This window comes from Streptomyces racemochromogenes, from assembly GCF_044129415.1.
GTDB lineage: Bacteria > Actinomycetota > Actinomycetes > Streptomycetales > Streptomycetaceae > Streptomyces > Streptomyces racemochromogenes_A.
Window position 1 is genome coordinate 55,944 of record NZ_JBBDHD010000027.1, and the last position, 24,730, is coordinate 80,673.

At 74.1% G+C, this 24,730-nt stretch carries 18 protein-coding genes and 1 pseudogene; 11 read left to right on the forward strand and 8 right to left on the reverse strand.

Going from position 1 to position 24,730, the window contains the following annotated elements:
- Nucleotides 1–27 precede the first annotated feature (27 nt).
- Nucleotides 28–1,146: a DUF3533 domain-containing protein gene (locus WDV06_RS13565; RefSeq protein WP_395509952.1), complete on the forward strand. Its 1,119-nt coding sequence runs from the start codon at nt 28–30 to the stop codon at nt 1,144–1,146.
- 452 nt (nt 1,147–1,598) lie between these two features.
- Nucleotides 1,599–2,501, forward strand: a complete 903-nt coding sequence (locus WDV06_RS13570) for an alpha/beta fold hydrolase (protein ID WP_395509953.1) — start codon at nt 1,599–1,601, stop codon at nt 2,499–2,501.
- A gap of 3 nt (nt 2,502–2,504) precedes the next feature.
- Here WDV06_RS13570 and WDV06_RS13575 read toward each other — a convergent pair whose 3' ends face one another.
- Nucleotides 2,505–3,074, reverse strand: coding sequence for an NADPH-dependent FMN reductase (locus WDV06_RS13575; protein WP_395509954.1), 570 nt, complete (start codon nt 3,072–3,074; stop codon nt 2,505–2,507).
- A gap of 243 nt (nt 3,075–3,317) precedes the next feature.
- Here WDV06_RS13575 and WDV06_RS13580 point away from each other — a divergent pair, with 243 nt between their 5' ends.
- The 6 genes from WDV06_RS13580 (at nt 3,318) to WDV06_RS13605 (ending at nt 12,974) form a co-directional block, all read left to right on the forward strand.
- On the forward strand, nt 3,318–3,482 hold the full coding sequence (locus WDV06_RS13580; protein WP_395509955.1) for an FXSXX-COOH protein: 165 nt from the start codon (nt 3,318–3,320) through the stop codon (nt 3,480–3,482).
- A 29-nt stretch (nt 3,483–3,511) separates the two neighbouring features.
- Complete coding sequence (gene fxsBH, locus WDV06_RS13585; protein ID WP_395509956.1) at nt 3,512–5,770, forward strand: radical SAM/SPASM protein FxsBH, inactivated beta-hydroxylase extension form; 2,259 nt, start codon at nt 3,512–3,514, stop codon at nt 5,768–5,770.
- A complete protein-coding gene (locus WDV06_RS13590) occupies nt 5,767–6,582 on the forward strand; it encodes an AAC(3) family N-acetyltransferase (protein WP_395509957.1) in 816 nt (271 codons plus the stop codon). Before fxsBH ends, WDV06_RS13590 begins: the two co-directional genes overlap by 4 nt.
- A gap of 43 nt (nt 6,583–6,625) precedes the next feature.
- Nucleotides 6,626–8,029, forward strand: coding sequence for a TIR-like protein FxsC (locus tag WDV06_RS13595; protein WP_395509972.1), 1,404 nt, complete (start codon nt 6,626–6,628; stop codon nt 8,027–8,029).
- The gene (fxsT, locus tag WDV06_RS13600; RefSeq protein WP_395509958.1) at nt 8,013–12,002 is read left to right on the forward strand and encodes an FxSxx-COOH system tetratricopeptide repeat protein; all 3,990 of its coding nucleotides are present in this window, start codon (nt 8,013–8,015) and stop codon (nt 12,000–12,002) included. The genes WDV06_RS13595 and fxsT overlap by 17 nt, the downstream gene beginning before the upstream one ends.
- 72 nt (nt 12,003–12,074) lie before the next feature.
- Nucleotides 12,075–12,974, forward strand: a complete 900-nt coding sequence (locus WDV06_RS13605; protein ID WP_395509973.1) for a DUF4231 domain-containing protein — start codon at nt 12,075–12,077, stop codon at nt 12,972–12,974.
- Nucleotides 12,975–12,990: 16 nt separating this feature from the next.
- Here WDV06_RS13605 and WDV06_RS13610 read toward each other — a convergent pair whose 3' ends face one another.
- The 4 genes and pseudogenes from WDV06_RS13610 to WDV06_RS13625 all read right to left on the reverse strand — a co-directional run bounded on the left by WDV06_RS13610 (nt 12,991) and on the right by WDV06_RS13625 (nt 16,784).
- Nucleotides 12,991–13,470 (reverse strand): hypothetical protein, encoded by a 480-nt coding sequence (locus tag WDV06_RS13610; protein ID WP_395509959.1) that lies wholly within the window; start codon nt 13,468–13,470, stop codon nt 12,991–12,993.
- Between the two features lie 84 nt (nt 13,471–13,554).
- A complete protein-coding gene (locus tag WDV06_RS13615) occupies nt 13,555–14,439 on the reverse strand; it encodes a S1 family peptidase (RefSeq protein WP_395509960.1) in 885 nt (294 codons plus the stop codon).
- A gap of 161 nt (nt 14,440–14,600) precedes the next feature.
- Nucleotides 14,601–15,045: pseudogene (locus tag WDV06_RS37325) on the reverse strand (DUF1684 domain-containing protein); the annotation flags it as partial.
- Between the two features lie 395 nt (nt 15,046–15,440).
- Nucleotides 15,441–16,784: a DUF5685 family protein gene (locus WDV06_RS13625; protein WP_395509961.1), complete on the reverse strand. Its 1,344-nt coding sequence runs from the start codon at nt 16,782–16,784 to the stop codon at nt 15,441–15,443.
- 285 nt (nt 16,785–17,069) lie between these two features.
- Between WDV06_RS13625 and WDV06_RS13630 the strand changes: the two genes are divergently transcribed.
- The gene (locus WDV06_RS13630; protein ID WP_395509962.1) at nt 17,070–17,528 is read left to right on the forward strand and encodes a cell division protein SepF; all 459 of its coding nucleotides are present in this window, start codon (nt 17,070–17,072) and stop codon (nt 17,526–17,528) included.
- Nucleotides 17,529–17,551: 23 nt separating this feature from the next.
- Here the strand turns inward: WDV06_RS13630 and WDV06_RS13635 are convergent, their stop codons facing one another.
- Complete coding sequence (locus tag WDV06_RS13635; protein WP_395509963.1) at nt 17,552–18,745, reverse strand: acyl-CoA dehydrogenase family protein; 1,194 nt, start codon at nt 18,743–18,745, stop codon at nt 17,552–17,554.
- A 127-nt stretch (nt 18,746–18,872) separates the two neighbouring features.
- Nucleotides 18,873–20,597 carry an MFS transporter gene (locus tag WDV06_RS13640; RefSeq protein ID WP_395509964.1) on the reverse strand — a complete coding sequence of 575 codons (1,725 nt, stop codon included), beginning with the start codon at nt 20,595–20,597 and terminating at the stop codon, nt 18,873–18,875.
- 299 nt (nt 20,598–20,896) lie between these two features.
- On the opposite strand from WDV06_RS13640, the gene WDV06_RS13645 reads away from it, so the two are divergent.
- Entirely contained in the window at nt 20,897–22,033 is a 1,137-nt protein-coding gene (locus WDV06_RS13645; protein WP_395509974.1) for a hypothetical protein, read from the forward strand.
- Between the two features lie 264 nt (nt 22,034–22,297).
- Nucleotides 22,298–23,341 carry a phosphatase PAP2 family protein gene (locus WDV06_RS13650; RefSeq protein ID WP_395509965.1) on the forward strand — a complete coding sequence of 348 codons (1,044 nt, stop codon included), beginning with the start codon at nt 22,298–22,300 and terminating at the stop codon, nt 23,339–23,341.
- Between the two features lie 137 nt (nt 23,342–23,478).
- Here the strand turns inward: WDV06_RS13650 and WDV06_RS13655 are convergent, their stop codons facing one another.
- Nucleotides 23,479–24,528: a helix-turn-helix transcriptional regulator gene (locus WDV06_RS13655; protein ID WP_395509966.1), complete on the reverse strand. Its 1,050-nt coding sequence runs from the start codon at nt 24,526–24,528 to the stop codon at nt 23,479–23,481.
- Nucleotides 24,529–24,730: the final 202 nt, after the last annotated feature.

Here is a 24,730-nt window from a genome sequence, read left to right on the forward strand (position 1 = left end):
GTCCCCCGGCCCGCCGAGCGTGGGGGCATGACCCAGCCCACCCAGCCCCCGGGGCGCACCGGCACCCCCGCACGCCCGGCCGGCGGATTCCTCGCCGAGATCAAGGACGCCGTGACCACCCGGGCCGCCGTGCTGGTCCTGGGGGTGCTGGCCCTCCAGCTGGCCTTCATCACCTCGTACATCGGCGCCTTCCACCACCCGAAACCCAGCGAGATCCCGCTCGCGGTGGCCGCCCCCTCGCAGCCGCTCGCCGCACGGACCGCGGAGCGGCTCGGCGCCCTGCCCGGCGAGCCCCTCGCCCCGCGGGCCGTCGCCGACGAGGCGACCGCGCTCGCGCAGATCAGGAACCGGGAGGTGGACGGCGCGCTGATCGTCGATCCGGCCCGCCCGACCGACCGGCTGCTGGTCGCCAGCGGCGCCGGGGCCTCCCTCTCCCAGGCCCTGGAGCAGGTCGTCGGCCTGGCCGAGAAGTCCCAGGGCCGGGGTCTGGCCGTGGTCGACGTGGCCCCCGCCGGCCGGGGCGACAGCCGCGGCCTGAGCTCCTTCTACCTGGTCGTCGGCTGGTGCGTGGGCGGCTACCTGTGCGCCGCGATCCTGGCCATCAGCGCCGGCGCCCGGCCCGCGAACGTCCACCGCGCCGTCATCCGGCTCGGCGCGCTGCTCCTGTACGCGATCGTCGCCGGGCTGCTCGGCGCGGTCATCGCGGGGCCGGTGCTGGGGGCCCTGCCGGGCTCGATCACCGCCCTGTGGGGGCTCGGGACCCTGGTGGTCTTCGCGGTCGGCGCGCTCACCCTGGCCCTCCAGGGGCTGGCGGGTGTCGTCGGCATCGGCCTGGCCATCCTGCTGGTCGTGGTGCTCGGCAACCCCAGCGCGGGCGGCGCCTACCCGTACCCGCTGCTGCCGCCGTTCTGGCGGGCGATCGGCCCGGCCCTGCCGCCGGGCGCCGGCACGTACACCGGCCGCTCCATCGCCTATTTCCAGGGCAACGGCGCGGCCGGCCCACTGCTGGTCCTGTCCGCCTGGGCGGTGGCCGGGTCCGCCGTCACGCTGGCCTGCGCGCTCGCCCGCCGCGGCCGGCCCGGCGCCGCGGTGGGCAGCGGCCTGCCCGACGAAGCACCCCGCCCGGGGGTGGCCGGCGCCCCGTGAGGGGGCTCCCGCGAGGGGGCAACGGGGTGGCCAGCCGCGTGAGCAGGCCGTTGATGTCCTGGTCGGCCAGTACCGGCAGGCCCCGGGGCACCGGCCGCCGGCGCGCCGGGCCAGGCCGCCGCCGAGGTCGCCAGCCCCACCGCGACGGCCACCGACGAGATCCCCCGCGCCCTGCGCCGACGCGCGAACATCCACCCACCCCGATCCGGTGTCTCCGCGACGGCCCCTTGCCGCCCGGACGGCCCCAGCCTGCCCGGCACCCCGGCCGAGATCGATGACCTCCGAGGTCACGGCCGCCCGACGGGTCCTCCGGCTCCGTACGCGGCCTCGTCCCGCGGAGCCGCGGACCGGCCGGCCCTCACGGTCCGGGGTGCCGCCGCGCCCTATCGCATCTCCCCCACCGGGAGCACAATCACCCTGACTGCTCGCGCCTGACGTGAGGGAGGGAGCGCGTGCGCGAAGAGGTGCGCACCGCTGACGGACGCGTCCTGACGGCGGAACACTGGGGCGACCCGGACGGCAAACCGGTCTTCCTGCTCCACGGCATGCCCGGCAGCAGGCTCGGCCCGGCCCCCCGGGGCATGGTCCTCTACCAGCGGCGGGTGCGGCTCATCGCCTACGACCGGCCCGGCTACGGCGGCTCCGACCGCCATCCGGGGCGCACCGTGGCCGACGTGGCCCAGGACGTGGCCGCCATCGCCGATGCCCTCGGCGTGGACACCTTCGCCGTGGCCGGCCGCTCGGGCGGCGCCCCCGGGGCCCTGGCCTGCGCCGCGCTGCTGCCGGAGCGGGTGACGCGCACGGCGGCCCTGGTCCCCCTCGCGCCCCGGGACGCGGAGGACCTGGACTGGTTCGCGGGGATGGCCGCCTCGAACGTACGGGAGTACACCACCGCCGCCGCCGACCCGGAGGAGCTCACGGCCCGGCTGATCCCGCGCGCCAGCGGTATCGCCCGCGACCCCGGGCGACTGCTGGACGAGCTGCGCCGGGAGCTGACCGCCAGCGACCGGATGATCGTGGCGGACGCCGGACTGCGGTCGATGCTGCTGCGCAACTACCGCGAGGGCGTGCGGACTTCCGCGTACGGGTGGATCGACGACATGCTCGCCGCCAGCAGCCCCTGGGGGTTCGACCCCGCCGACATCCGCTGCCCCGTGCTGATCTGGCACGGGGAGCTCGACGTCTTCTCCCCCGTGGGCCACGCCCGCTGGCTGGGCCGGCGGATCCCCGGCGCCACGACCGCCATCGACCCGGACGCCGCGCACTTCGCGGCCCTGCGCGCGCTGCCCGGCGTCCTCACCTGGCTGCTGCGCGAACTGCCCGCGCCGTCCGTGGGGGAACAGCAGCCGGCCTGAGCGCTATGCGGCCGCCTCCCGCGCCGCCCCGGCGAGCAGGGCCAGCACCTCGGCGAGGCGCGCGCGGACGGCGGGGTCGGTGACGGTGCCGTCGGCGGCGACCGTCGCGCGGTCCACCGGGATCCGTACGCAGGCGGCGTCGACGACGGCGGCGCCCGTGTAGCCGAGCACCGTCCGCAGCGTGGCCTCGGCGCCCCCGCCGCGCCCCGGGGCGGCGGCGTTCACCCAGGCCACGGGCTTGTCCGAGATCTCGGTGCCGCCGACCGTCCAGTCGAGGAGGTTCTTGAACGAGCCCGGCAGGGTACCCGCGTACTCCGGGGCGCAGACCAGCAGCGCGGCCGCTCCGGCGATGGCCCGGCGCAGGTCGGCGACCGGGGCGGGCAGCGGGTCGGCGTCGTCGTCGGGGTTGAAGTGCGGCAGGCCGGCGAGGCCTTCGTAGCGGACGGCGGTCACCGGCGCGGACGCCCCGGCGGCCACGGCCTCGGCGGTGCGCAGCACGGCCTCGTTGACGGAGCCGGCGCGCAGGCTCCCGGAGAGGAGGAGGATGACGGGACGTGCGGCTGACGTGGGCATCGGTCCACGCTACCGGCCGGCCCGGGAGTCCCGTCGCCCGCCCCGGAAGAACTGGATCTTTCCGTGCGGCGAACGGCCGAACACGGCACCTCGATTATTCCCCCACTCTTTCTATAGAACGCTTGACCAGGCGTCATGTCTCGGTTGCCAATGGGATGCGGGCGAGTAAAGTCCGAGCCAGACGCCGGCGGCCTGCCGGAGTCAATCCCTCCCATTCCATCTGGCCTCCCCGAGGACGGTGCCATGAACACTTCCGCAACCCCGCCGACCAGCGCGGTCAAGGACCGCCGGGTCCCGCTCGACAAGATCGACGTCCGGAGCGCGCCCATTGCGGCGGCCCTCGGCCGGGTACTGCCCTCGGAATCCGGCCGTCACGCGCAGGCACCGATCTTCAACTCTGCGCTCTGACAATGGAGTACGCGCTCTAGACTGGTGGAATGACCGGCCTGATCGCATTTCGCGAGATCGTCCTGAAGGTTCACAGCAGATGCGATCTCGCTTGTGATCATTGCTATGTCTACGAACACGCTGATCAGAGCTGGCGGGCCCAGCCGAAAGTGATCTCCCCGGAGGTCATTTCCCGGACCGCGTCGCGGCTCGCCGAACATGCCCGTGACCATGCACTCCCCTCCGTCACGGTGATCCTCCACGGAGGGGAACCCCTGCTGGCGGGCCCGGACCGGCTCCGCCTGGTGTGCGAGGAGCTCACCCGCGCCCTCGCCGGGACGGCCGCCCTGGACCTGCGGATCCACACCAACGGACTGCAGCTGGGCCGCCGTTGTCTGGACCTCTTCGCCGAGTACGGCGTCCGGGTCGGCATCTCCCTCGACGGGGACCGTGCGGCGAACGACCGCCACCGGCGCTTCGCGGACGGCCGCTCCAGTCACCCGCTGGTCCTGGCGGCCGTGGCCCTCCTGCGCTCGGAGCCCTACCGACACCTGTACCAGGGCCTGTTGTGCACCGTGGACGTGGCCAACGACCCGGTCGCCGTCCTGGACGCCCTGGTCGAACTGGAGCCGCCCCGGGTGGACTTCCTGCTCCCCCACGCCACCTGGCAGACCCCGCCGCCCCGGCCCGGCGGCGCGCCCGACGCGTACGCCCGCTGGCTGCTGCGGGTCTTCGACCGCTGGGAGCAGCTGGGGCGGCCGGTACCCGTCCGGCTCTTCGAGTCCCTGCTGTCGACCCTGCGCGGCGGACCCAGCCTGACGGAGTCCCTGGGGCTGGCCCCGACCGACCTGGTCGTCGTCGAGACCGACGGGACGCTGGAGCAGGTCGACTCCCTCAAGAGCGCCTTCGAGGGGGCCGCCGCCACCGGGTTCAACGTCTTCGACCACTCCTTCGACCTGGTGGCGGCCCATCCGGGGGTGCGGGCCCGGCAGCTGGGGCTGGAGGGCGTCAGCGGCACGTGCCGCCGGTGCCCTGTCGTACGTTCGTGCGGCGGCGGTCTGTACACCCACCGCTACCGGGAGGACGGCCCGGCCGGAGCGGGCTTCGACAACCCCTCCGTCTACTGCTCCGACCTGCGGGAACTGGTGGACGGGGTGGAGGGCCGCACGGCCGCCCGGGAGACCGCCGCGGAGCTGGCCGACCCGGCCGAACTCGCCCGGTCCCAGGAGGAGCTGACCCGCGCCCTGCTGGCCCGCCTGCACGGCGAGCTGGCCGCCGACCCGCAGTGGGCGGGGGCCTGGGAGCTGCTGACCGGGGTCGAGGGGGCGGACCCGGACGCGCTGGACACCGTCCTGGGCCACCCGTTCACCCGGACCTGGGTGCTGGAGGCCCTGGACGCCGTCCGCGAGGGCCGCCCGGACGCCGCGGGCTGCGCCCGCAGGCTCGCCGCGCTGGCGGCGGCGGCCGTCCTGCGCGGCGGGCTGGAGCCGGGGGCCGAAGTCGTGTACCGGGACGGGGAGGTGTACCTGCCGACCCTGGGCCTGCTGCGGCTCGGGGAGCCGGGTACGGAGGGACGGGCCGCGCTGCACGCCACCGGCGACGGCTACGCGGTGGTGCGGGCGGGCCGCACCGAGCACCGCTTCGGCCCGGCGGCGGGCGACGCGCGCTGGCTGCCCGTACGGACCTGGCGGCCCGGGCCGCAGCAGCCCCCGGTGGCCCTGGAGGACCTCGACCCGTACCGCAACTGCTTCGCCCGCCCGCCCCGGCTGCGGCTCGGCGCCGGCGAGGCCGACGCGTGGCGGCGCCGCCTCGACGCGGCCTGGGCCCTGCTGCACCGCACCGTCCCCGAGTTCGCCCGGGCGGCCGCCGCCGGGCTGAGCACCGTGACCCCCCTCGCGGGCGGCCCGCGGGCCCAGGGCTGGGGCGAGGCCGGGCGGCACGGGCCGGGCGCCCTCGGGGTGCCGTACGCGGCCGGCGTACGGGAGACCGCGCTGGCCCTGCTGACCGGGCGGCGGCGGGCCCGGCTGCGGGCGCTGACCGAGGTGGCGGACCTGTACGCGCTGGACGGGGCCTGGCAGCACCCCTCGCCCTGGCGGACCCGCCCGGTTCCGGTCTCGCGGCTGCTGGCCGACGTGCACGAGCGGGTCGCGGTGGAGGCGTACCGGCGGGCCACGACCACGCAGGAGCCGGGCGGGGCGGACCGGATCCACCGGGCCCTGGACCGGCTGGCGGAGGCGCCCGAGCTGACGGTGACCGGCAAGCGGCTGGTGGAGGAGCTGCGCTGGGAACTGAAGGCGGTGGACGCGTGACCGCCTCCCCGGGCCCGCCCCCGGGGGCCCTCGCCCTGGCCGTCCAGCTGCGGCTGCTCGGCGTGCGCCCGCGGCAGCGGCTGCTGGTGCACGCCGCGCTCGGCGGCACCGGCCTGCACCCCGGGACGCTGCGCACGGCCCTGACCGGGGTGCTGGGCCCCCACGGCACCCTGGTGGTCCCGGCCTTCACCGCGGAGAACTCCCTCACCTCCTCCGCGCACCTGGCCCGGATCGCCGGCCTCGACGCGGACGCGGTGGCGGCCTTCCGGGCGCGGATGCCCGCCTTCGACCCGGAGCGCACCCCGAGCCAGGGCATGGGCTCCCTCGCCGAGGCCGTCCGTACCGCCCCGAGTGCCGCCCGCAGCGGCCATCCGCAGACCTCCTTCGCCGCGCTGGGCGCGGACGCGCACCGGATCTGCGCGGAACACCGGCTGGAATGCCACCTGGGCGAGGATTCGCCCCTGGGAAAACTGTGCTGGGAGGGAGGACAGGTTCTCATGATCAACGTGGGATTCGACCGCTGCACCGCTTTCCACCTCGCGGAGTACCGAATTCCGAAGCCCCCCTTGCGCATGTACGACTGTGTGGTGAAGGTGAACCTTCCGGGCGGGCGGCGGGGGAACGGGCACGAGGGGGAGTGGACCAGGTACGAGGACGTCGCCCTGGACGACAGCGATTTCGCGGAGATCGGGCGGGCGCTCCCGGATTCACTCGTGCGCAGGGGGAAGGTGGGCGGGGCACCCGCCGTTCTCTTCTCGATCACGGACGCCGTGGATCACGCCCAGACCTGGATGACCGAAAACAGACGCTGATTGACTGAACGAGGAGGGGATGTGGTGAAGGAGCTCCGGAATGATGTTCCTTCGCTCGCATCTTCGGGACGGGGGTCGTGTGCCCGCATCAGTGCAGCCGTATTTCTTTCTCAGTTACGCGCATACGCCGAGGTTCGGGCCCGGAGGACCCGACCCGGACATGTGGGTGGAACGCCTCTACCGTGACCTCTGCAACCACATCATGGCGCTCACCAGCCTGCCCGCCGGTTCCGAGGTCGGCTTCATGGACCGCGAGATACGCAGCGGCGAGGGCTGGTCGGAACGGCTCGGGTCGGCGCTGGCGACCTGCCGGGTCTTCGTCCCCCTGTTCTCGCCGCGCTATTTCGCCAGTGAGATGTGCGGGAAGGAGTGGTTCGCCTTCGCGCAGCGCGCCATCCAGGTGGGCGCCGCCAGCAACGAGAAGACCGAGGCCATCGTCCCCGCCCTGTGGGTGCCGGTCCCTCCCTCGCAACTCCCCGTCCCGGCTGAGCGCTTGCAGTTCAACCACAACACCTTCGGCGAGCGCTACGTCACCGACGGGCTGTACGGACTGATCAAACTGCGCGGCTACGCCGAGCAGTACGAGCACGCCGTGTACGAACTGGCCCGCCGCATCGTGGGGGTGGCCGAGACCGTGCGCCTGAAGCCGGTCCGGCCGCTGGACTACCGGCTGGTGCCCAGTGCCTTCGGTCCGGCCGGCGGTGCGCACGGCGGTCCGTCCGCCCGCACCCTGCACGTGACCGTCGCCGCCTCCTCCCGGCACGACCTGCCGGAGGGCCGCAGCCCCGAGTACTACGGGGAGAGCGCGCTGGAGTGGAACCCGTACCACCCCGCCGCCCAGCGGCCCGTCGCGTACGTCGCCGAGGAACTGGTCAAGAACCTCAACTACCAGACCACGATGTCCTCCTTCGACGACGAGGCCGGGCACTTCGACAGCAAACAGCCGCCGACCCGGCCGGAGATCCTGATCGTCGACCGCTGGGCGGTGGAGGACGAGCACCGCCGCCAGCGGCTGGCCGCCTTCGACCAGGAGCACCGGCCGTGGATCAACGTGGTGGTGCCGTGGAACCGGTACGACCACCAGAGCCGGGCCAGGGAGGACGAGCTGGCGCGCCGGCTGGAGGAGACCCTGCCGGTCAAGATGGGCCAGGGCCGGGCCGCCTGCCGGGCCGCCGCCAACGGCGTGGCCAGCATGGAGACGCTCGGCCAGATCCTCCCGCAGGTGGTCGAGGCGGCCGCCCAGCAGTTCCTCAGACACGCCCAGGCGTACCCGCCGGCCGGGCACACCCCCACCGAACGCCGGCGCCTGGTCGGGCCGATGGGGATGAGCGACCCGCCGCCGGCCCCTTTCCCGCCCACCGCGCTCCAGCACGGGCCGGGCCGCAGCGACGCAGCCGACGACAGCACCGACACCGACCGGGGGGACGCGGATGACAGCCAGTCGTGACAGCCGAGACGGACGCATCGTCACCTTCTACTCGTACAAGGGCGGGACCGGCCGCACGATGGCGCTGGCCAACACCGCCTGGATCCTCGCCTCCAACGGCAAGCGGGTGCTCGCCGTGGACTGGGACCTGGAGGCCCCGGGCCTGCACCGCTTCTTCCACCCCTTCCTGGACCCCTCCACCCTCGGGGCCACCACCGGGGTCATCGACCTGATCAGCGAGTACGCCTGGGCCGCCACCAGTCCGGTGCAGCGCGCCGCCGACTGGCACAAGGACTACGCGCGGATACAGCCGCACGCCGTCTCCCTCAGCCCGGAGAACCTCGGCTGGGACTTCCCCGACGGGGGCACCCTCGACTTCGTGTCGGCGGGCCGGCAGAACCGCGAGTACTCGGCGACCGTCTCCACCTTCGACTGGGACAACTTCTACGACCGGCTCGGCGGCGGCCTCTTCTTCGACGCCCTGCGGGCCGACATGAAGCGCAACTACGACTACGTCCTGATCGACAGCCGCACCGGCCTGTCCGACATCGCCGACATCTGCACCGTCCACCTCCCCGACGTCCTGGTCGACTGCTTCACCCTGTCCGACCAGTCCATCGACGGCGCCGCCTCCGTCGCCCGGCAGATCGACGAGCGGTTCAACGACCGCGGCATCAGGATCTACCCGGTGCCGATGCGCATCGACGAGGGCGAGAAGGAGAAGGCCGACGCGGGCCGGGCCCTGGCCCGGATCAAGTTCGACCGGTTCCCCGGCGGGCTCGTCGGCGACGAGCTGACCGCCTACTGGGGCGCCGTGGAGATCCCGTACCGGCCGTACTACGCCTACGAGGAGACCCTGGCCACCTTCGGCGACGAGGCGGGCCTGACCAACTCGCTGCTCTCCGCCTTCGAGCGGCTGACGGCGGTGGTGACCGAGGGCGAGGTCACCTCCATGCCGGTGATCGCCGAGGAGGTCCGGCTGCGGATCCGGGACGCCTTCACCCGGCGCCGCCCGGCCCTGCCCGCCGACCTGTTCCTCTCCTACGTCGCCGAGAACCGGATGTGGGCCGACTGGATCGAGTCGGTGCTCACCCGGGCCGGCTTCCGGGTCGTGCCCAAGGACGTCTCGGCCGAGCGCCCGGCCGCCCCCGACGGCGGCGGGGCCGGCGACACCCTGGGCGGGGGGACGGGCATCAGCCTCGACACCGCCGGACGCACGGTGGTGCTGCTCTCCAGCGCCTACCTGAAGTCGGCCCGGGCCGTGGACGTGTGGAACCGGGCCGCCGCCGAGGACCCCACCGGGGGCCGGCGGCACCTGATACCGCTGCGGGTGGGCGACGTACGCCTGGCCACGCCCTACATCGACCGCAACCCGGTGGACCTGTTCCGGCTCGACGAGGTGCACGCCACCGCCGCCCTGCTGCGCGCGGTGGAGCGGCCGATGGCCCTCGCCGACACCGTCGCCGGCGCCTCGCAGCCCGGTCCGCGCTTCCCGGGGACGGTCCCCAAGATCTGGAACGCCCCGCCCCGCAACCCGGGCTTCACCGGCCGCAGCATCGTGCTGGAGCGGATGCGCGACCAGCTCGGCGGCGGCATGGCCGTGGTGCTGCCGCAGCCGCAGACCCTGTACGGGCTCGGCGGCGTCGGCAAGACGCAGGTGGCGCTGGAGTACGTGCACCGGTTCATGGCCGACTACGACCTGGTGTGGTGGATCTCCTCGGAGCAGACCGACGACGTGGTCGCGGCCCTCGCCGAGCTCGCCGTACGGCTGGGCGCGCAGACCGGCGAGGACATGGCGGCCGCCTCCCAGGAGGCCATCGACCTGCTGCGCCGGGGCGTGCCGACCTCGCGCTGGCTGCTGGTCTTCGACAACGCCGACGATCCCGAGACGCTCAAGCGGTTCTTCCCGCCGGGCGGACCGGGACACGTGCTGGTGACCTCCCGCAACCAGTCCTGGTCCCAGTACGGGGACGCGCTGCCGGTGGACGTGTTCCTGCGCGAGGAGTCCATCGAGCACCTCCAGCGCCGGGCGCCGGGGCTCACCAAGGACGACGCCGAACAGGTCGCCGTCGCGGTGGGCGACCTGCCGCTGGCCGTGGAGCAGGCCGGCGCCTGGATCGCGGAGACGGCGACGCCCGTGTCGGCGTACCTGGAGCAGCTCGCCGAGCAGACCGCCCGGGTGCTGGGCCTCAACCAGCCGGCCGGGTACCCGCAGCCGGTGGCGGCGACGTGGAACGTGTCGATCGAGCGGCTCCAGTCCCGCTCCCCCGCCGCCGTGCGGCTGCTCCAGCTGTGCGCCTTCTTCGCGCCCGAGCCGATCTCCGCGAACCTGCTCTACAGCAAGGAGATGATCGACGCGCTCAAGCCGTACGACCCCTCGCTCCAGGAGAAGCTGGTGCTGGGCCGGGTGATCCGGGAGATCGGCCGGTTCGCGATGGCCAAGGTCGACCAGGTCGGCAACAGCATCCAGGTGCACCGGCTGGTCCAGGCCGTGATCCGGGCGCAGCTCTCGGACGAGGAGCAGCGCGAGGCCCGGCACGCGGTGCACCGGATCCTGGCGGGGGCCCGCCCGGACGACGACGAGCCGATAGACAACCCTGAGACCTGGCCGAAGTTCAACACGATCTGGCCGCACCTGACCCCGTCCGAGGCCCGGTTCTGCAAGGAGCCGGAGACCCGGCGGCTGCTGATCGACCGGGTGCGCTACCTGTGGAAGCGCGGTGACTTCAAGGCCGCGTACACCCTGGGCGAGGAGCTGCGCGAGGCGTGGCGGGAGATGCTCGGCAGCGATGACCTCCAGTACCTGTACCTGCGTTTCCACCTGTCGAACATCCTGCGTTCGCAGGGCCGGTTCGTCGAGGCCAAGGAGCTGGACGAGGTGACGCTGGAGCGGCAGCGGGCGGCGCTGGGCCCCTCGCACCCGCACACGTACATGACCACCAGCGGTCTGGCGATGGACCTGGGCGCGCTCGGCCGGTACGGCGAGGCGATGGAGCTGGCGACGGCGGCGCACGAGGGCTTCGGACAGATCTTCCACGAGGCGCACCCGCGCACCCTGGCGGCGGCGAACAACCTGGCGCTGAACCTGCGCATGGTGGGGCAGTACGCCCGGGCCAGGGAGATCGACCAGGAGGTCTTCGACCGGCGCACGGAGGTGCTGGGCCCGGACCACCCGTACACCCTGTCCTCGGCGCAGAACCTGGCGCGGGACCTGCGCGAGGTGGGGCGGTACGACGATTCGGTGCAGCTGCTGGGCCGGACGTACGAGATCTACAAGCGGACGCTGGGCCGGGCCTTCCCGGGCACCCTGTCGGCGGCGAAGAACCTGGCGGTGTCGCTGCGGCGGGCCGGGGAGCTGGAGGACGCGCTGCGGCTGACGACGGCGACCCGCAACCGGTACCGGGCCAAGTACACCTCGGTCAACCCCGACCTGCTGGCCTGTGAGCTGAACCTGGCCTCGGACCTGTTCGCGACCGGTGATCCGGGCGCGGCGCGGGACCTGGCGCAGGAGGTGGTGGACGAGTACATGAAGGTGCCGGGCGAGAAGCACCCGTACACCCTGGCGGCGCTCAACAACCTGGCGGTGTTCCACTGGGGGACGGGCGCGGCGGAGACGGCGGAGCCGCTGCTGCGGCAGACGATCCGCAGCATGCGCGAGGTGCTGGGCGACAACCACCCGCACACCATCTTCGCGCACCTGAACCTGGCCAACGCCCGGGCGGACCTGGGCGATCCGGAGGGCGCCCTGGAGCTGGAGCGGGAGGCGGTGGTGCGGCTGCGCGAGGCGCTCGGGGCGCACCACCCGGAGACGCTGGCGAGCTCGTCGAACATGGCGGTGAGCCTGGACATGATGGGCCGCAAGGAGGAGGCGGCGAGGGTGCGGGCGGAGGCGGTGTCCGAGTTGGCGCGGCTGCTCGGGGAGGACCACGGTCTGACCCGGTACGCCCGTGACGAGCGGCGGGTCCACCGGGACCTGGAGCCGCTCGCGGTGTGATCCGACGAGGGCGGCGGGGCTTCGCGGCCCCGCCGCCCGGGAGCGAGCGCAGGGGGCGCCGTGACCGACAGCATGACCTTTCGCAACGAGGACCTGCCGGTCCTCTTCCACCACACCGACCAGGCGGCGGTCGCCCGGCAGCGGGAGTCCGTCCAGGCCACGCGGACGCAGCTGGTGCTGCTGGTCGTGGCGGCGGGGGCGGCCGCCCTCCCGTCGGGGCCCGCGGCGGGCGGGCTGCACCTGTTCGCGGCGCTGGGCGCGCTGGCGTACGCGGGGGTGCTGGCCGTGGGCGTGCGGGCGACGCGGCGCCGGGCCCGTCCGCAGTGGCAGCTCAACCGGAGCGCGGCCGAGTTCATCAAGTCGCTGGCGTGGCGGTACGCCGTGCACGGGGCGCCCTTCGGCAGTGAGGTCGCCGGCGTGGAGGGGGTGTACCGGGCGCGGCTGGAGAAGGGGCTGGACGAGCTGCGCAAGATGGGCTGGCGGGATCCGCGGGCGGAGGGCCTGGTGCCGGAGGACGCGGAGATCACCGGGGCGATGCAGCGGCTGCGCGGGCTGGACTACCAGGTGCGCAGGGAGACGTACGTCCGGGACCGGCTGATCGAGCAGCGCACCTGGTACCGGCGCAGGGCGGAGGGCTCGCGGCGGGCGACGGCGCTGTGGTCGTGGACGATCGTGCTGCTGACCTGTCTGGGGCTGGTGTGCGCGTTGTCCGGGGCGTTCGGCGCGGGTCCGGGGGCGTCGGCGGCCGCGGGGCTGACGAGCGCGGCCGCGGCGGCGGCGATCGCCTGGAACGAGGTGCGCCGCCACCATCCGCTGATCGAGGCGCACACGCTGATCGAGCAGGACCTGTCGGCGATGATGGTGGTGATGCAGACGACGATCACGGAGTCGCAGTGGCCGTCGGCGGTCTACGAGACGGAGCGGTACGTGTCGCCGCAGCACACCGACTGGCTGGCCCGGCACAGCAGTTGACCGCGCGGGGCGTGGTTCAGTCGCGGGCCACGCCCTCGCGCCAGATGACGGTGACGGGTTTGCCCAGGGCCCGGGCGTAGGCGACGATCTCGCCGGTGCCGCCGTGGCCGCGGGCCGGGAGGCCGTCCCAGACGGCGACGAGGCGGTCGCAGGTCTCGGCGATGTAGGTGCCGGCGGCGTAGTAGGCCTCGTCGGTGGAGCGCGGGAAGGCCATGACGACCTCCCGGGTGGCCCGGTCCCTGAGCCTGCGGTACGCGGCGAGGCCGTGGGGGTCGCCGAAGGTCTCCTCGTAGTCCCCGCTGGGGATGACCACGGTGAGCTCGGCGCCGTACTCCAGGGCGATGGCGGCGAAGAGCTGGTCGGCCCCGTCCGCGAGGCTGGAGAGGGCCTCCAGCGGCCCGGGGTGCCCGCCGAGCACGGCCCGCAGGCCCTCCTCGACATGGGAGAGGCACTCGTCGGGAATCGACCGGTGCCCGGTCACGCCGATCCGCTTCATACGCGCTTCTCCCCCCGTGGACGCCCTGGACATCCTCCCAGAAGGCGGGAGGACGTCCAGGGGGCCTGCGCCGGGGCGGGTCCGTCAGTAGACGCTGACGCCGTAGGCGCTCAGGGCCTCGGTGACGGGCTGGAAGAAGGTGGTGCCGCCCGAGCTGCAGTCGCCGCTGCCGCCCGAGGTGAGGCCGACCGCACGGCTGCCGGAGTAGAGGGGGCCGCCGCTGTCGCCGGGTTCGGCGCAGACGTTGGTCTTGATCATGCCGTAGACGATGTCGCCGTTGCCGTAGTTCACGGTGGCGTTGAGGCCGGTGACGGAACCGCTGTGGATGCCGGTGGTGGAGCCGCGCCGGGTGACGGACATGCCGGTGGTGGCGTTGACGGCGGTGGTGATGTCCTGGCTGCCGACGGTGCCGGGCGGGACCGGGCTGTTGCTGGCGTACTTGATGAGGCCGTAGTCGTTGGTGGGGAAGCTGGAACCGACGGTGGTGCCGATGGTGGTGGTGTGGGAGGAGCTGGTCCACCAGGTGCCGGCGCCGTCGGTGCAGTGGCCGGCCGTCAGGATGTAGTAGGTGGAGCCGCTGCGGACGTTGAAGCCGAGCGAGCAGCGCCAGCTGCTGGCGTAGATGGCGTCGCCGCCGGAGAGCAGCTTCCTGATCTTGCCGGGGGTGCGTTCGATCCTCAGCGCGGCCGCGTCGGGGCCGGCCTCGCGGCGGATTCTGGCCAGGTCGGCCTGGGTGACGGTGGAGTCGGCGGTGACCACGAGGGTCCCGGTGGCGGGATCGGTGTGCCAGGCGGTACCGGCGACGTCGGCGCGCAGGACCGAGGCCCCGGCGGCGGCGAGCCGGGCGGCGCTGAAGCCCGTGTCGGCGGGGTCGGCGCTGGCGGTGGTGGGGGCGGCGATCGCGGCGGCGGCGGCGAGACCGGTGGCCACGGCGAGCAGCCGGAGACGGGTGGTGCTCTTGATCCTCACTTCACGTCCTCCCGGAGGGGGTCTGGGGCCCGGCGGTCGTGGGGGTGCCGGAGCCCTTGAGCGGCGGGGGGAGGGCGCGGCGGACGCACGGCCGTCGGCCGAACGTTTCGCCGTGCCCCTGACAACTCCGCCGGATGACGCTGAACGGGAGTGTCCTGGCGTCAGTTACCGGCGGCAAGGGCGCCTTTCAGCCGCCGCTCCCCGGCGGCGACCGCGAAGGGCAGGGTGTTCCCGGGGGGCGGGAACGGGCGGACGAGGTGGTCGGCGAAGGCGCTGGGGGCGGCAGGGCGCGGTTGAGGTCGACGGTGACGCCCCCCCGCCGGGGCCCGGAACACCGGGCCGCAGGAAGCGGAAGCGGTGGCCGGAGTCCCCGCTGGTGGCGTCGGCGGAGACAGCCCGGACCATCCGGCGCTCGCCGTAGGGGCGGAACCGGCCCGGCAGCGCGAAGGCGGTGTCGTACGGGGTGGCCTCCACGCCCCGGAGGGTGCGCCGGGCAGCGGAGCCGGGGTCGTGGGTGCGCACACCCCGCTCCCCCTCACGCCGGATCACCACGCGGCGGACGTCGCCCGCGACCAGGCGGGAGTCCGCCGGCCGGCCCTCGTCGGCGGCCGGGAGGCCGCCCCGTCGAGGGGTTTGCCGTCGAGTTCCGGTCCGTCCTCGGTGGCGGCGCTCGCCACCACCCCCCTCGGCGGTGGCGCGCCGGCGCCCCGGAACGGCCGGAATTCGCCCCTCCAGGCCCTCCGGCACCCTCTCGGAGAGCCCGGCGGTCCCCCGGGCCGGAGTCCGGGGGAGGGTACCGGTCAGCGAGGGGGGTCCGTAGGGGGCGGAGACGGTGGCCACGCGCTGCTCGTGCCACCGCCGCCAGGCCGTGGTCGCTTCGTCGACGCTCATGCCGCTCAGCCCTTCCCGGCGGATCCGGGCGGGAATCCCCCCGTACGCCGTACGGGCCTGTGGCGGCGCGGAACTGACGCGAACTCAGTCCCGCCGGGCCCCCGGGCGTCTCAGCCGCATCCGCAGTCGCAGTCGCAGCCGTCACAGCAGCAGCCGTCACAGTTGCAGCACTCGCAGCCGTCGCAGTTGCAGCAGTCGCAGTCGCAGTCGTCGCACCAGGCGTCGCGCTTCTTGCGGGACCAGGGGCCCTCGTAGTCGGTGCAGCAGATCTGGCAGGTGCAGAACAGCCCGATGGCCACCGCGCAGCCGTGCAGCAGTCCCCGGCGCGGCTTCTGCGGGGGCTGCCAGCCGCCCCCGTGCCCGCCACCGCCGGGGCCGCCCGGGCCCATCGGGGGCGGCGTGCCGGGACCGCCGGGGGCGTACTGCGGCGCGCCGCCGCCGTAGGGGTTCGGGCCGTACGGGGCGCCGCCCTGGCCGTACGGGTTCTGGCCGTACCCGCCCTGGGCGTGCGGGTCGTAGCCCTGCGGCGGGTAGCCCTGCGGGGGCTGCCCGTAGCCCTGTCCGGCGGAGTTCGCGGCGGCGTGTCCGTGCCCGCAGGAGGTGGTGCCGAAGGCCCGGTCCACCGACGTGCGCAGCTCGTGCACCAGCAGCCGGTGGGCGAGTCCCGCGTCGGCGAACTCCACCTCGCGCATCGCCAGCTTGATCCCGTGCAGCGCGTCGTCGCACAGCCGGCGGGCCTCCGCGCGGGAGGTCCCGGTGGCGGTGAGCGGGTTCCAGGCGCCCGCGGCGGCGTCGGCGGACTGGTCCTCCACGGCGTCCAGCAGGTGCGCGAGCCGCCCGAAGTAGCGGCCGGCCTCGGCCAGCGGCGCGGCGTTGCCTGGCCGTCCCGCCAGGACCGCGGTATGCGCGAACGCGGCCGCGGCGGCGGTCTCCGTCGGCTCGGTGACCACCAGGACGGGGGTTCCGGGGCCGGCCAGGGTCTCGATGCCGCCCTGGCGGTCCACGGCGTCGACGAGCACCGCCGTGTCGAAGCCGAGCGCGGCCCCGGTGCGGGCGCCGGCCCGGTCCCAGCCCCGGGCCACCCGGCGGGCCGCGGCGGCGATCGGGGCGCGGGCCAACAGGCCGTCCCGGTCGGCCACGTGGTCCCGCACCTTCGCCGAGGCCAGCACCAGCGAGACGGCGGCCGCGAGCCGGGCGCCCTCGCCGTTGGCGACCGGGGCGGTGCGCATGCCGCGCAGCGGGCACGGTCCGGCGGTGCGCCGCGCGCCGGGCAGCGGACCGGACTGAGCCTCCGTCAGAACGGAGACCAGCAGCCCGTCGTAGTTGGTGACGATCCTCGCGAACTGGCCGTGGTCACCGCGAAGTGCCAGGCACAGACCGCAGAGATGAGCCATCCACTCCGTCTTGAAGCGGTCGCCGAGCCGGTGCGTGCAAGGTCTGACAATGCCGAACAAACCGCTTCCCCCGTGTGTCATCCGCGTGTTTCGGGGGCATCGTATCCAGCCAACTCGTTCACCCGTACGCCCCAGCGCCTCACCCGGACGGCGGCGGCGGTCGTATTTTCACTCAGTCAGCAGCGGCAGCGGCCGGGATCCTCGCCGGTGCAACGGATGTTCTGCACCAGTCCCGTCACGAAACCCCTGCGCGGCGGCTATCCACTTGGCGCGTTGTCAGCATCATGGACGACCATAGGGGCAACGGAGCAGAAGACGGACTGGCCACGGTGAAAGGAGGCGTCCATGGGTTCGGTACGCAAGGCGAGCGCCTGGTTGGGTCTCGTGGAGGACAGCGACGACGAGCGGTACTACGACGACGACTACGCGGAGGCGGTGGACCGCCGGCAGGGGTCGGTCGCGGGGCCCGGCGACCAGTGGGTCACCGACCCCCGGGTGCGGGTGGCGTCGGAGTCGGCGGTCGAGCGGGGCCGGCGGATCGCGACGGTCACCCCGGACGGGTTCCGCGACGCGCGCGGCATCGGCGAGCTCTTCCGCGAGGGCGTCCCGGTGATCGTGAACCTGTCGTCCATGGACCCGACCGACGCCAAGCGCGTCGTCGACTTCGCGGCGGGCCTGACCTTCGGGCTGCGCGGCTCGATCGAGCGGGTGGCGACCAGGGTCTTCCTCCTGACCCCGGCCGACACCCAGATCGTCAGCGGTGAGGCGGGCGGCCGCGCCCGCGACTTCTTCAACCAGAGCTGAGCAGGGCCGCCACCGGCACCGGCCTACCGGAAGGCGTCGAGCCCGGTGAGCGCCTTGCCCAGCACCAACTGGTGCATCTCCACGGTGCCCTCGTAGGTGAGCACCGATTCCAGGTTGGTGGCGTGCCGCATGACGGGGTACTCCAGGGAGATCCCGTTGGCACCGAGTACGGTCCGCGCGGTGCGGCAGATGTCGATGGCCTCGCGGACGTTGTTGAGCTTGCCGAAGCTGATCTGCTCCGGCCGCAGGGTCCCCGCGTCCATGCGCCGGCCCAGGTGGTGGGCGAGCAGGATGCCCTTGTGGAGCTCCAGCGCCATGTCGGCCAGCTTGGCCTGGGTGAGCTGGAAGCCGCCGATCGGCCGACCGAACTGCTCCCGCGTCCGCGCGTAGTCGAGCGCGGCCTCGAAACTGGCGCGCGCCGCGCCCATGGCCCCCCAGACGATCCCGTACCGCGCGTGGCTGAGGCAGCCCAGCGGACCCTTGAGCCCGGTGACGCCCGGCAGCACCGCGTCCGCGGGCAGCCGTACGTCGTCCATCACCAGCTCGCTCGTGACCGAGGCGCGCAGCGACCACTTGTGCTTGATCTCCGGGGCGGAGAAGCCCGGCGTGTCGGTGGGGACGGCGAAGCCGCGGATCCCCTCGTCCGTCTGCGCCCAGACGACGGCCACGGAGGCGGCCGAGCCGTTGGTGATCCACATCTTGCGGCCGTTGAGGATCCAGTCCGAGCCCTCCCGCTTGGCGTGGGTGCGCATCGCGGCCGGGTCGGAACCGACGTCGGGCTCGGTCAGCCCGAAACAGCCGATCAGCTCGCCGGCCGCCATGCCCGGCAGCCAGCGCTGCTTCTGCTCCTCCGAGCCGTACTTCCAGATCGCGTACATGGCGAGGGAGCCCTGGACGGAGACCAGGGAGCGGATCCCGGAGTCGGCGGCCTCCAGTTCCAGGCAGGCCAGGCCGTACTGGACGGCGCTCGCGCCCGCGCAGCCGTAGCCGGTCAGGGACATGCCGAGGGCGCCGATGGAGCCGAGCTCGCGGGCCAGCTCGCGGATCCCGGGGAGCTCGCCGGCCTCGTACCACTGGGCGATGTGCGGCAGCACCCGGTCCGTGGCCCAGGCGCGGACGGTGTCGCGGACGGCGAGGTCCTCGGGGCTGAGGAGTTCGTCGAGCCCGAGCGGGTCGGTGGGGACGAACGGGTTCTTCGGCGCGGACGACGCGGACAAGAGGGGCCTCCCGGCAGGCGCGTGGAGCGAAAACCTAGCGGTGCAAGTTTGTCGCCCACCCCGCCCCGGGTCCACCCCCGGCCGGGGGCCGGGCCGGTCGGACGGGGGCTCGGGGCCGTGGCCGGGGTCAGGCCGGGCGGCCGCCGACCGCCGGGTCCCGCTCGGGCTGGGCCGGGCCGGGGATCCGGGCCCGGGGGGCGGCGGCGGCCGGGGTCGTGGGCTGCGCGGGCAGCCGGACGGGGGTCCGCGGTTCGGCGTCGGCCCCGTCGGCAGGGGCACCGCAGGCGGCCGGCTCGGCGTTCTCCATGGTGCGCGGCAGCCTGAGCGCCATCACCGCACCGGCCAGCAGCAGGCCCGCGCTGACCACCAGGGTCACGTGCAGCCCGTGCACGAAGGAGTGGCGGGCGGCCGCGGCCAGGGACTGCCCCGCCGCGCCGCCGAGGTGGGCGGCGATCTGGTAGGCCTCGCCGAGGGAGTTCGCGGCCCCCGCCGAGTCCTCGGCCGGCACTCCGGGGACACCGAGCAGGCCGGGCCGGTACGCGGCGTTCATCACGCTGCCGAGCAGGGCGATGCCCATGCCCGCGCCGAGCTGGTACGAGGTCTCGCCTATGGAGGCGGCACCGCCGGCGGCCTCCACCGGGGCCTCGCTCAGCATGGACTCGTACGCCGCGAAGAGGGTGGTCTGGAGGCCGAAGCCCAGCAGGACGAACCCGGCGGTGAGCAGGGCGGGCCGGTCGTGCTGCCCCATCAGGGTCAGCAGGAGCACCGCGCCGGCGGTGAGCAGGAAGCCCAGGGAGACCATCGTGCGCGGTCCGACCCGCTGGAGGGTGTAGGAGCCGGTGGCTCCGGCGGCCATGGCGGCGAAGGTCAGCGGCAGCAGCCGCAGGCCGGTCTCCAGCGGGCTCAGGTGCAGCACCAGCTGGAGGTACTGGACGGCGATCAGCTCCAGGCCGACCAGGGCCAGCATGGCGAGCACGATGCAGCCGACGGACGTGGAGAAGGCGGCCCGGGAGAACATCCGCATGTCGATGAGCGGGTGCTCGCGACGCTTCTGGCGGCGGACGAACAGCACGAGCAGCGCCGCGCCGAGGACCAGCGGAACCAGCGCCTTCGGGTCCGCGAGGTGGCGCTCGGCGCCGATCCGCTTGACCCCGAGGACCACGCCGAGCACACCGCCGGCGGCCGTCAGCGCGCCCAGTACGTCCCAGGGGCCGTCGGCCGCCCCCCGCGACTCGGGCAGCAGCCAGCGTCCCAGCGGCAGGATCAGCGCCATGAGCGGGATGTTGATGAGGAAGACGGAGCCCCACCAGAAGTGCTGGACGAGGAACCCGCCCAGGACCGGCCCGCTGGCCGCGCCGATCGCGGCGACGGCGGTCCAGATGCCGATGGCCAGGGCCCGCTCGCGCCGGTCGGGGAAGACCTGGCGCAGGATCGACAGCGTGGCGGGCATGATCATCGCCCCGCCGACGCCGAGCAGGGCGCGGGCGGCGATCAGCACCTGGGCGTCACCGGCCAGGGCGGCGATCGCGGAGGCGACGCCGAAGAGGGTGTAGCCGAGGAGCAGGATCCGGCGGCGGCCGACCCGGTCGCCGAGGGTGCCGAAGAGGATCAGCAGCGCGGCGCAGACCAGCGGATAGGCGTCGACGATCCACAGCAGCTCCTGCGAGCCGGGCCGCAGGTCCTCGGTGACGGAGGGGACGGCGACGTGCAGGATCGTCGCGTCGAGCGCGACGAGCACCAGGCTGACGCAGAGGACGGCGAGGACGACCCAGCGGTTGGTGCCGCCGGAGGCCTCGGTGATCCGCTGCCGCAGGGAGGGCTTCCTGTCGACGGCCGTGTTCGTCCCCGACATCCATGTACCTCCCAGGTGATCCCTCGCACTCGGCGGACCAGCGTCGTGTGGCGCCGCGGGGTGGTGCCCTGTGCGGCGTCCTACGGGGTCCGGCATCGACTCGCGAGTGAAGGGTCAGCGTACGCGAGTTCGCGTGCCCGGCACGTGGCCAAGCTCTCATCCCCGAGGCGGCCCCGCTGTGGTGTGCGCCACTCGCCCCCCGATTCCTCCCCCCTTCCCCCGTACACGCCCGGTCACGGCCCGTGGTTCTGGTTCCGTGCCCGGTGGCGGCGCCGTCGATACTCGTTGCCGTGACCACTGTGCCCGTCTTCGACGCTCCCCCCAAGGACCCCGGCCCGGCCCTGCGCCGGGCCGCGCCCGCGCTCGCCGCCTTCGCCGGCGTGCGGCTGCTCGCGCTGGCCGTGCTCGCGGTGTGGTCCGCGGCGGCCGGGACCAGCCCGCACACCCTGCTGTCGGCGCGCTGGGACTCCCTCTGGTACGCCCGGATCGCCGCCGAGGGGTACGGGTACGAGGTGGTCCTGCCGAGCGGGGCCGTCCACTCCAACCTGGCGTTCTTCCCGCTGCTGCCCTGGCTGGAGCGGCTGGTGGCGGCACCGACCGGGCTCTCGTACGGCTCGGCGGGCCTGGTGGTGTCGGCGGTGGCGGGGGCGGCCGCGGCCTGGGGGATCTTCGCCGTCACCGATCTGCTCCACGGGCGGCGGGCCGGGGTGTTCGCGGTGGCGCTGTGGGCGGCGCTGCCGGTGGGGATCGTCCAGTCGATGGCGTACAGCGAGTCGCTGTTCACCGCCCTGGCCGCCTGGGCCCTGTACGGGGCGCTGCGCGGGCGCTGGATCACGGCGGGCCTGCTCGCGGCGGGGGCGGGGCTGACGCGCCCGGTCGGGGCGGCGGTGGTCGCGGCGGTGTGGGTGGCGGCCGCCCTGGCGTGGCGGCGCGGGGAGCGATCCCTCCGGATGGCGGCCGGGGTGGTGCTGGCCCCGCTGGGGGCGGGGGCGTACGCGCTGTGGGTGGGGGCCCGGACCGGTGGGGGGCTGACGGGCTACCTGGACGTGCAGGCGGGATGGGGCAACGGATTCGACGGGGGCTGGGCCTTCGCCCGGTTCATCGGGGCGCGGCTGGCGTCGCCGGCCTTCCCCGCCGGGGTGGGCCTGATCGCGGGCGTGCTGCTGGTGCTGTGGCTGTACGCGCTGTGCGTGCGCCGGCGCCTGCCGGCCGTGCTCCTCGTCTACTGCGGGATCGTGGTGGCGCTGGCGCTGTGCGCCTCGGGGTACTTCGGCTCCAAACCGCGGCTGCTGCTCCCGGCGTTCCCGCTGGTGCTGCCGCCTGCGGTGGCGCTGGCGCGGTGGCGCGGCGGCCGGGCGGCGGCGGCGGTCGCGGCGCTCGCCCTGGTCTCGGCGGTGTACGGGGCGTTCTGGCTGAACGGCTCGGGACCGCCGTGATCCGCGGGGCCCGCCGCCCATGATCACGGAATGGACCATTCCAATCCATGATTGCGCAAAGGAATTGAGCCGGGGCGATAAACCCCCCGTAAGGACGCGGACAATTGGCGGGGCAGCACTCTGCAAGCGGTAATCCGGGGAGTTCCAACCGGGGGCGAAATAACGGGAATTAAGTCCCGCGTGAGACGCACTCCACATCACATGGTCATCACAAAGCGCGCGATTCGCACGGGCCGCGCTTCGGCGCGCGGTAACGTCGATTGAGTGCGTACCGATCAATTGCTGTCCCGTCTGGAGCCGGTGTTCGCCCGGCTGGACCGGGAACCCGAGCGACCGGCTCATCTGCAAACTCCGCAGATGAGCCGGCACCGCATCGTGCTCCTCTGCGCGACCCTGGCCTTCTACCTGGCGATCGTCGTGGCCGTGCTGACCACGTCCTGGCTCGTCCGCCTGGACTGGCAGATCATGTTCTTCCGGCCGTACGAGCAGTGGCCGCAGATCCACGCCTTCCTCGACTACCTGGTCGTCCTCGGCCAGCGCGGACCCACGGCGGTGATGGTCGCGGCCTGGCTCGGCTGGCGCTCCTGGCGGCAGCACACCCTCCGCCCGCTCATCGCCCTCGGTGTGGCCCTGCTGCTGCTGAACATCACCGTCGGCTCCGTGAAGCTCGGCCTCGGACGGCTCGGCCCGCACTACGCCACCCAGATCGGTTCCGCGGAGCTCTTCGCGGGCGGCGATATATTCCCTTCCGGCCACACCGCCAACGCCGTCGTGACCTGGGGGATCCTGGCCTACCTGGCCTCGACCACGGTCACCCGCCGGGTGCTGTCCATCCTCTCCGGCGTCCTGTCGCTCAGCGTCGGCGCCACCACCGTCTACCTGGGCACCCACTGGGTGAGCGACGTCCTGCTCGGCTGGACCGCCGGCCTGCTGATCATGCTGGCACTGCCCTGGTTCGAGCCGCTCATCGCCCGCGCCGAGGCCTACGTCTTCGAACTGCGCGAGCAGTGGCGCCGCCGGCTGGAGGAGGGGCGGCTCTCCGAGCCCGTCGCCGCCGCGCTCACCCCCCTGCTCTCGGCCGGAGGCAAATGGCGGCCCACCCGGGCCGACGGGGCCGAGGCGCCCGTCACGGCCGCGCCGGCCGCCGGGCACTCCCCCGCGCTCCGGCCCGCCGCGCACGCCCACCCGGCGTCCCGGCCGCACCTGATCCGCTCCGAGCGCACCCCGGTCACCCCGGCCGGCAGCCGCCGCCCGGCACACACCGAGCGGGCCACCGCCCGCAGCGCGCGCCCCGCGACGGGCGGCTGACGCCCCCGCGGGGACGGTACGCACACTCCCACCCCGCACCACGACGGCGGGCCGGTTCGAGGAACCGGCCCGCCGTTCATATGTCCGGAGCGTCAGCCGCGCGCCCAGAGGTTCCTCCGTACCGGGTCACGCTTGTGTCACGGGTTGTCGACAACCCCGTCCGCCGAATCGTCGAATGCACGGGCGGAATTCAAATCCCCCGGCTCCGAATTCCCGTACTCCCCGGAGCCCTTCAGAGCACGGCCGAGAAGGCCCCGAAGAGCGCGGATCCGGTCGGTCAGCTCGGGCGGCTCCACCACCTCGAACTCACAGCCGAGCATCATGACGTGAATCACGAGAACGTCCAGGTTCACCGCACCGGTCCGCAGCAGGCAGCTCTCCTCGTCGAGCGGCTCCAGCACCCCGTCCGCCGGTCCGACGATCCCCGCCGCCGCCTCGGCCGGCACCCGCAGCCGCACCACCGCCCGGGCCGGGTACGCCCGCTGCGACACCCCCGCGGAGACGTAGGCCGCGAGGTCCTCGGCGGGAGCGGGACGGGGGGTGAAGCGCGGGCCGTGGGGAGGGCGGGGCTCGATCCGGTCGGCGCGGAAGGTCCGCCAGTCCTCCCGGTCGAGGTCCCAGGCCACGAGGTACCAGCGGCGCTCGGTGCACACGAGCCGGTGCGGTTCGACCGTCCGGCGGCTGACGGCCCCGCCGTGGTCCCGGTACCCGAAGCGCAGCCGCTCGGCGTCCCGGCACACGGCGGCGAGCTCGGTCAGCACGGCCGGATCCACGGTGTCGCGGCCGGGCCCGCGGAGCAGGGGGACGGTGAACTCGTTGAGCGCGGAGACCCGTCCGCGCAGCCGGCCCGGCAGCACCTGCTCCAGTTTGGCGAGGGCCCGTACGGAGGCCTCCCCGATCCCCTCCACGCCGTTCCCGGCGGCGGTGCGCAGGCCGACGGCGACCGCGACGGCCTCGTCGTCGTCGAGCAGCAGCGGCGGCAGCTCGGCTCCGGCGCCGAGCTGGTACCCGCCGCCGGTGCCGGGGCTGGCGTTGACGGGGTACCCGAGCTCCCGCAACCGGTCGACGTCCCGCCGCACGGTCCGGGGGGTGACCCCGAGCCGCTCGGCCAGGTCGGCGCCGGTCCACTCGCGGTGGGCCTGGAGGAGGGAGAGCAGCCGGAGCAGCCGCGCGGAGGTCTCAAGCACGGGCCCAGTGTGCCTGCCGAACCCCCCACACCGCCCACCCGGCCCGACCCCGGCCCACCCACCGACACCGCGCCGGCCCGCGGACCACTGCCGCCGCGCACGCGGCTCAGGGGAGCCGTACCGCAGCCGACGCCCGGGCCGATGGCCGCGAGGCCGTAACCGATGGAGCTGAGGGAACCGGTGACGCCTTCGGCGGCAGCAA

Excerpts from the sequence above, each read along its gene's own strand:
- WDV06_RS13605 (WP_395509973.1), top strand. The coding sequence starts at position 12,075 with ATGACCTTTCGCAACGAGGACCTGCCGGTCCTCTTCCACCACACCGAC.
- WDV06_RS13640 (WP_395509964.1), bottom strand. The coding sequence starts at position 20,597 with ATGTCGGGGACGAACACGGCCGTCGACAGGAAGCCCTCCCTGCGGCAG.
- WDV06_RS13575 (WP_395509954.1), bottom strand. The coding sequence starts at position 3,074 with ATGCCCACGTCAGCCGCACGTCCCGTCATCCTCCTCCTCTCCGGGAGC.
- WDV06_RS13565 (WP_395509952.1), top strand. The coding sequence starts at position 28 with ATGACCCAGCCCACCCAGCCCCCGGGGCGCACCGGCACCCCCGCACGC.
- WDV06_RS13580 (WP_395509955.1), top strand. The coding sequence starts at position 3,318 with ATGAACACTTCCGCAACCCCGCCGACCAGCGCGGTCAAGGACCGCCGG.
- WDV06_RS13595 (WP_395509972.1), top strand. The coding sequence starts at position 6,626 with ATGTTCCTTCGCTCGCATCTTCGGGACGGGGGTCGTGTGCCCGCATCA.
- WDV06_RS13630 (WP_395509962.1), top strand. The coding sequence starts at position 17,070 with ATGGGTTCGGTACGCAAGGCGAGCGCCTGGTTGGGTCTCGTGGAGGAC.
- fxsT (WP_395509958.1), top strand. The coding sequence starts at position 8,013 with ATGACAGCCAGTCGTGACAGCCGAGACGGACGCATCGTCACCTTCTAC.
- WDV06_RS13610 (WP_395509959.1), bottom strand. The coding sequence starts at position 13,470 with ATGAAGCGGATCGGCGTGACCGGGCACCGGTCGATTCCCGACGAGTGC.
- fxsBH (WP_395509956.1), top strand. The coding sequence starts at position 3,512 with ATGACCGGCCTGATCGCATTTCGCGAGATCGTCCTGAAGGTTCACAGC.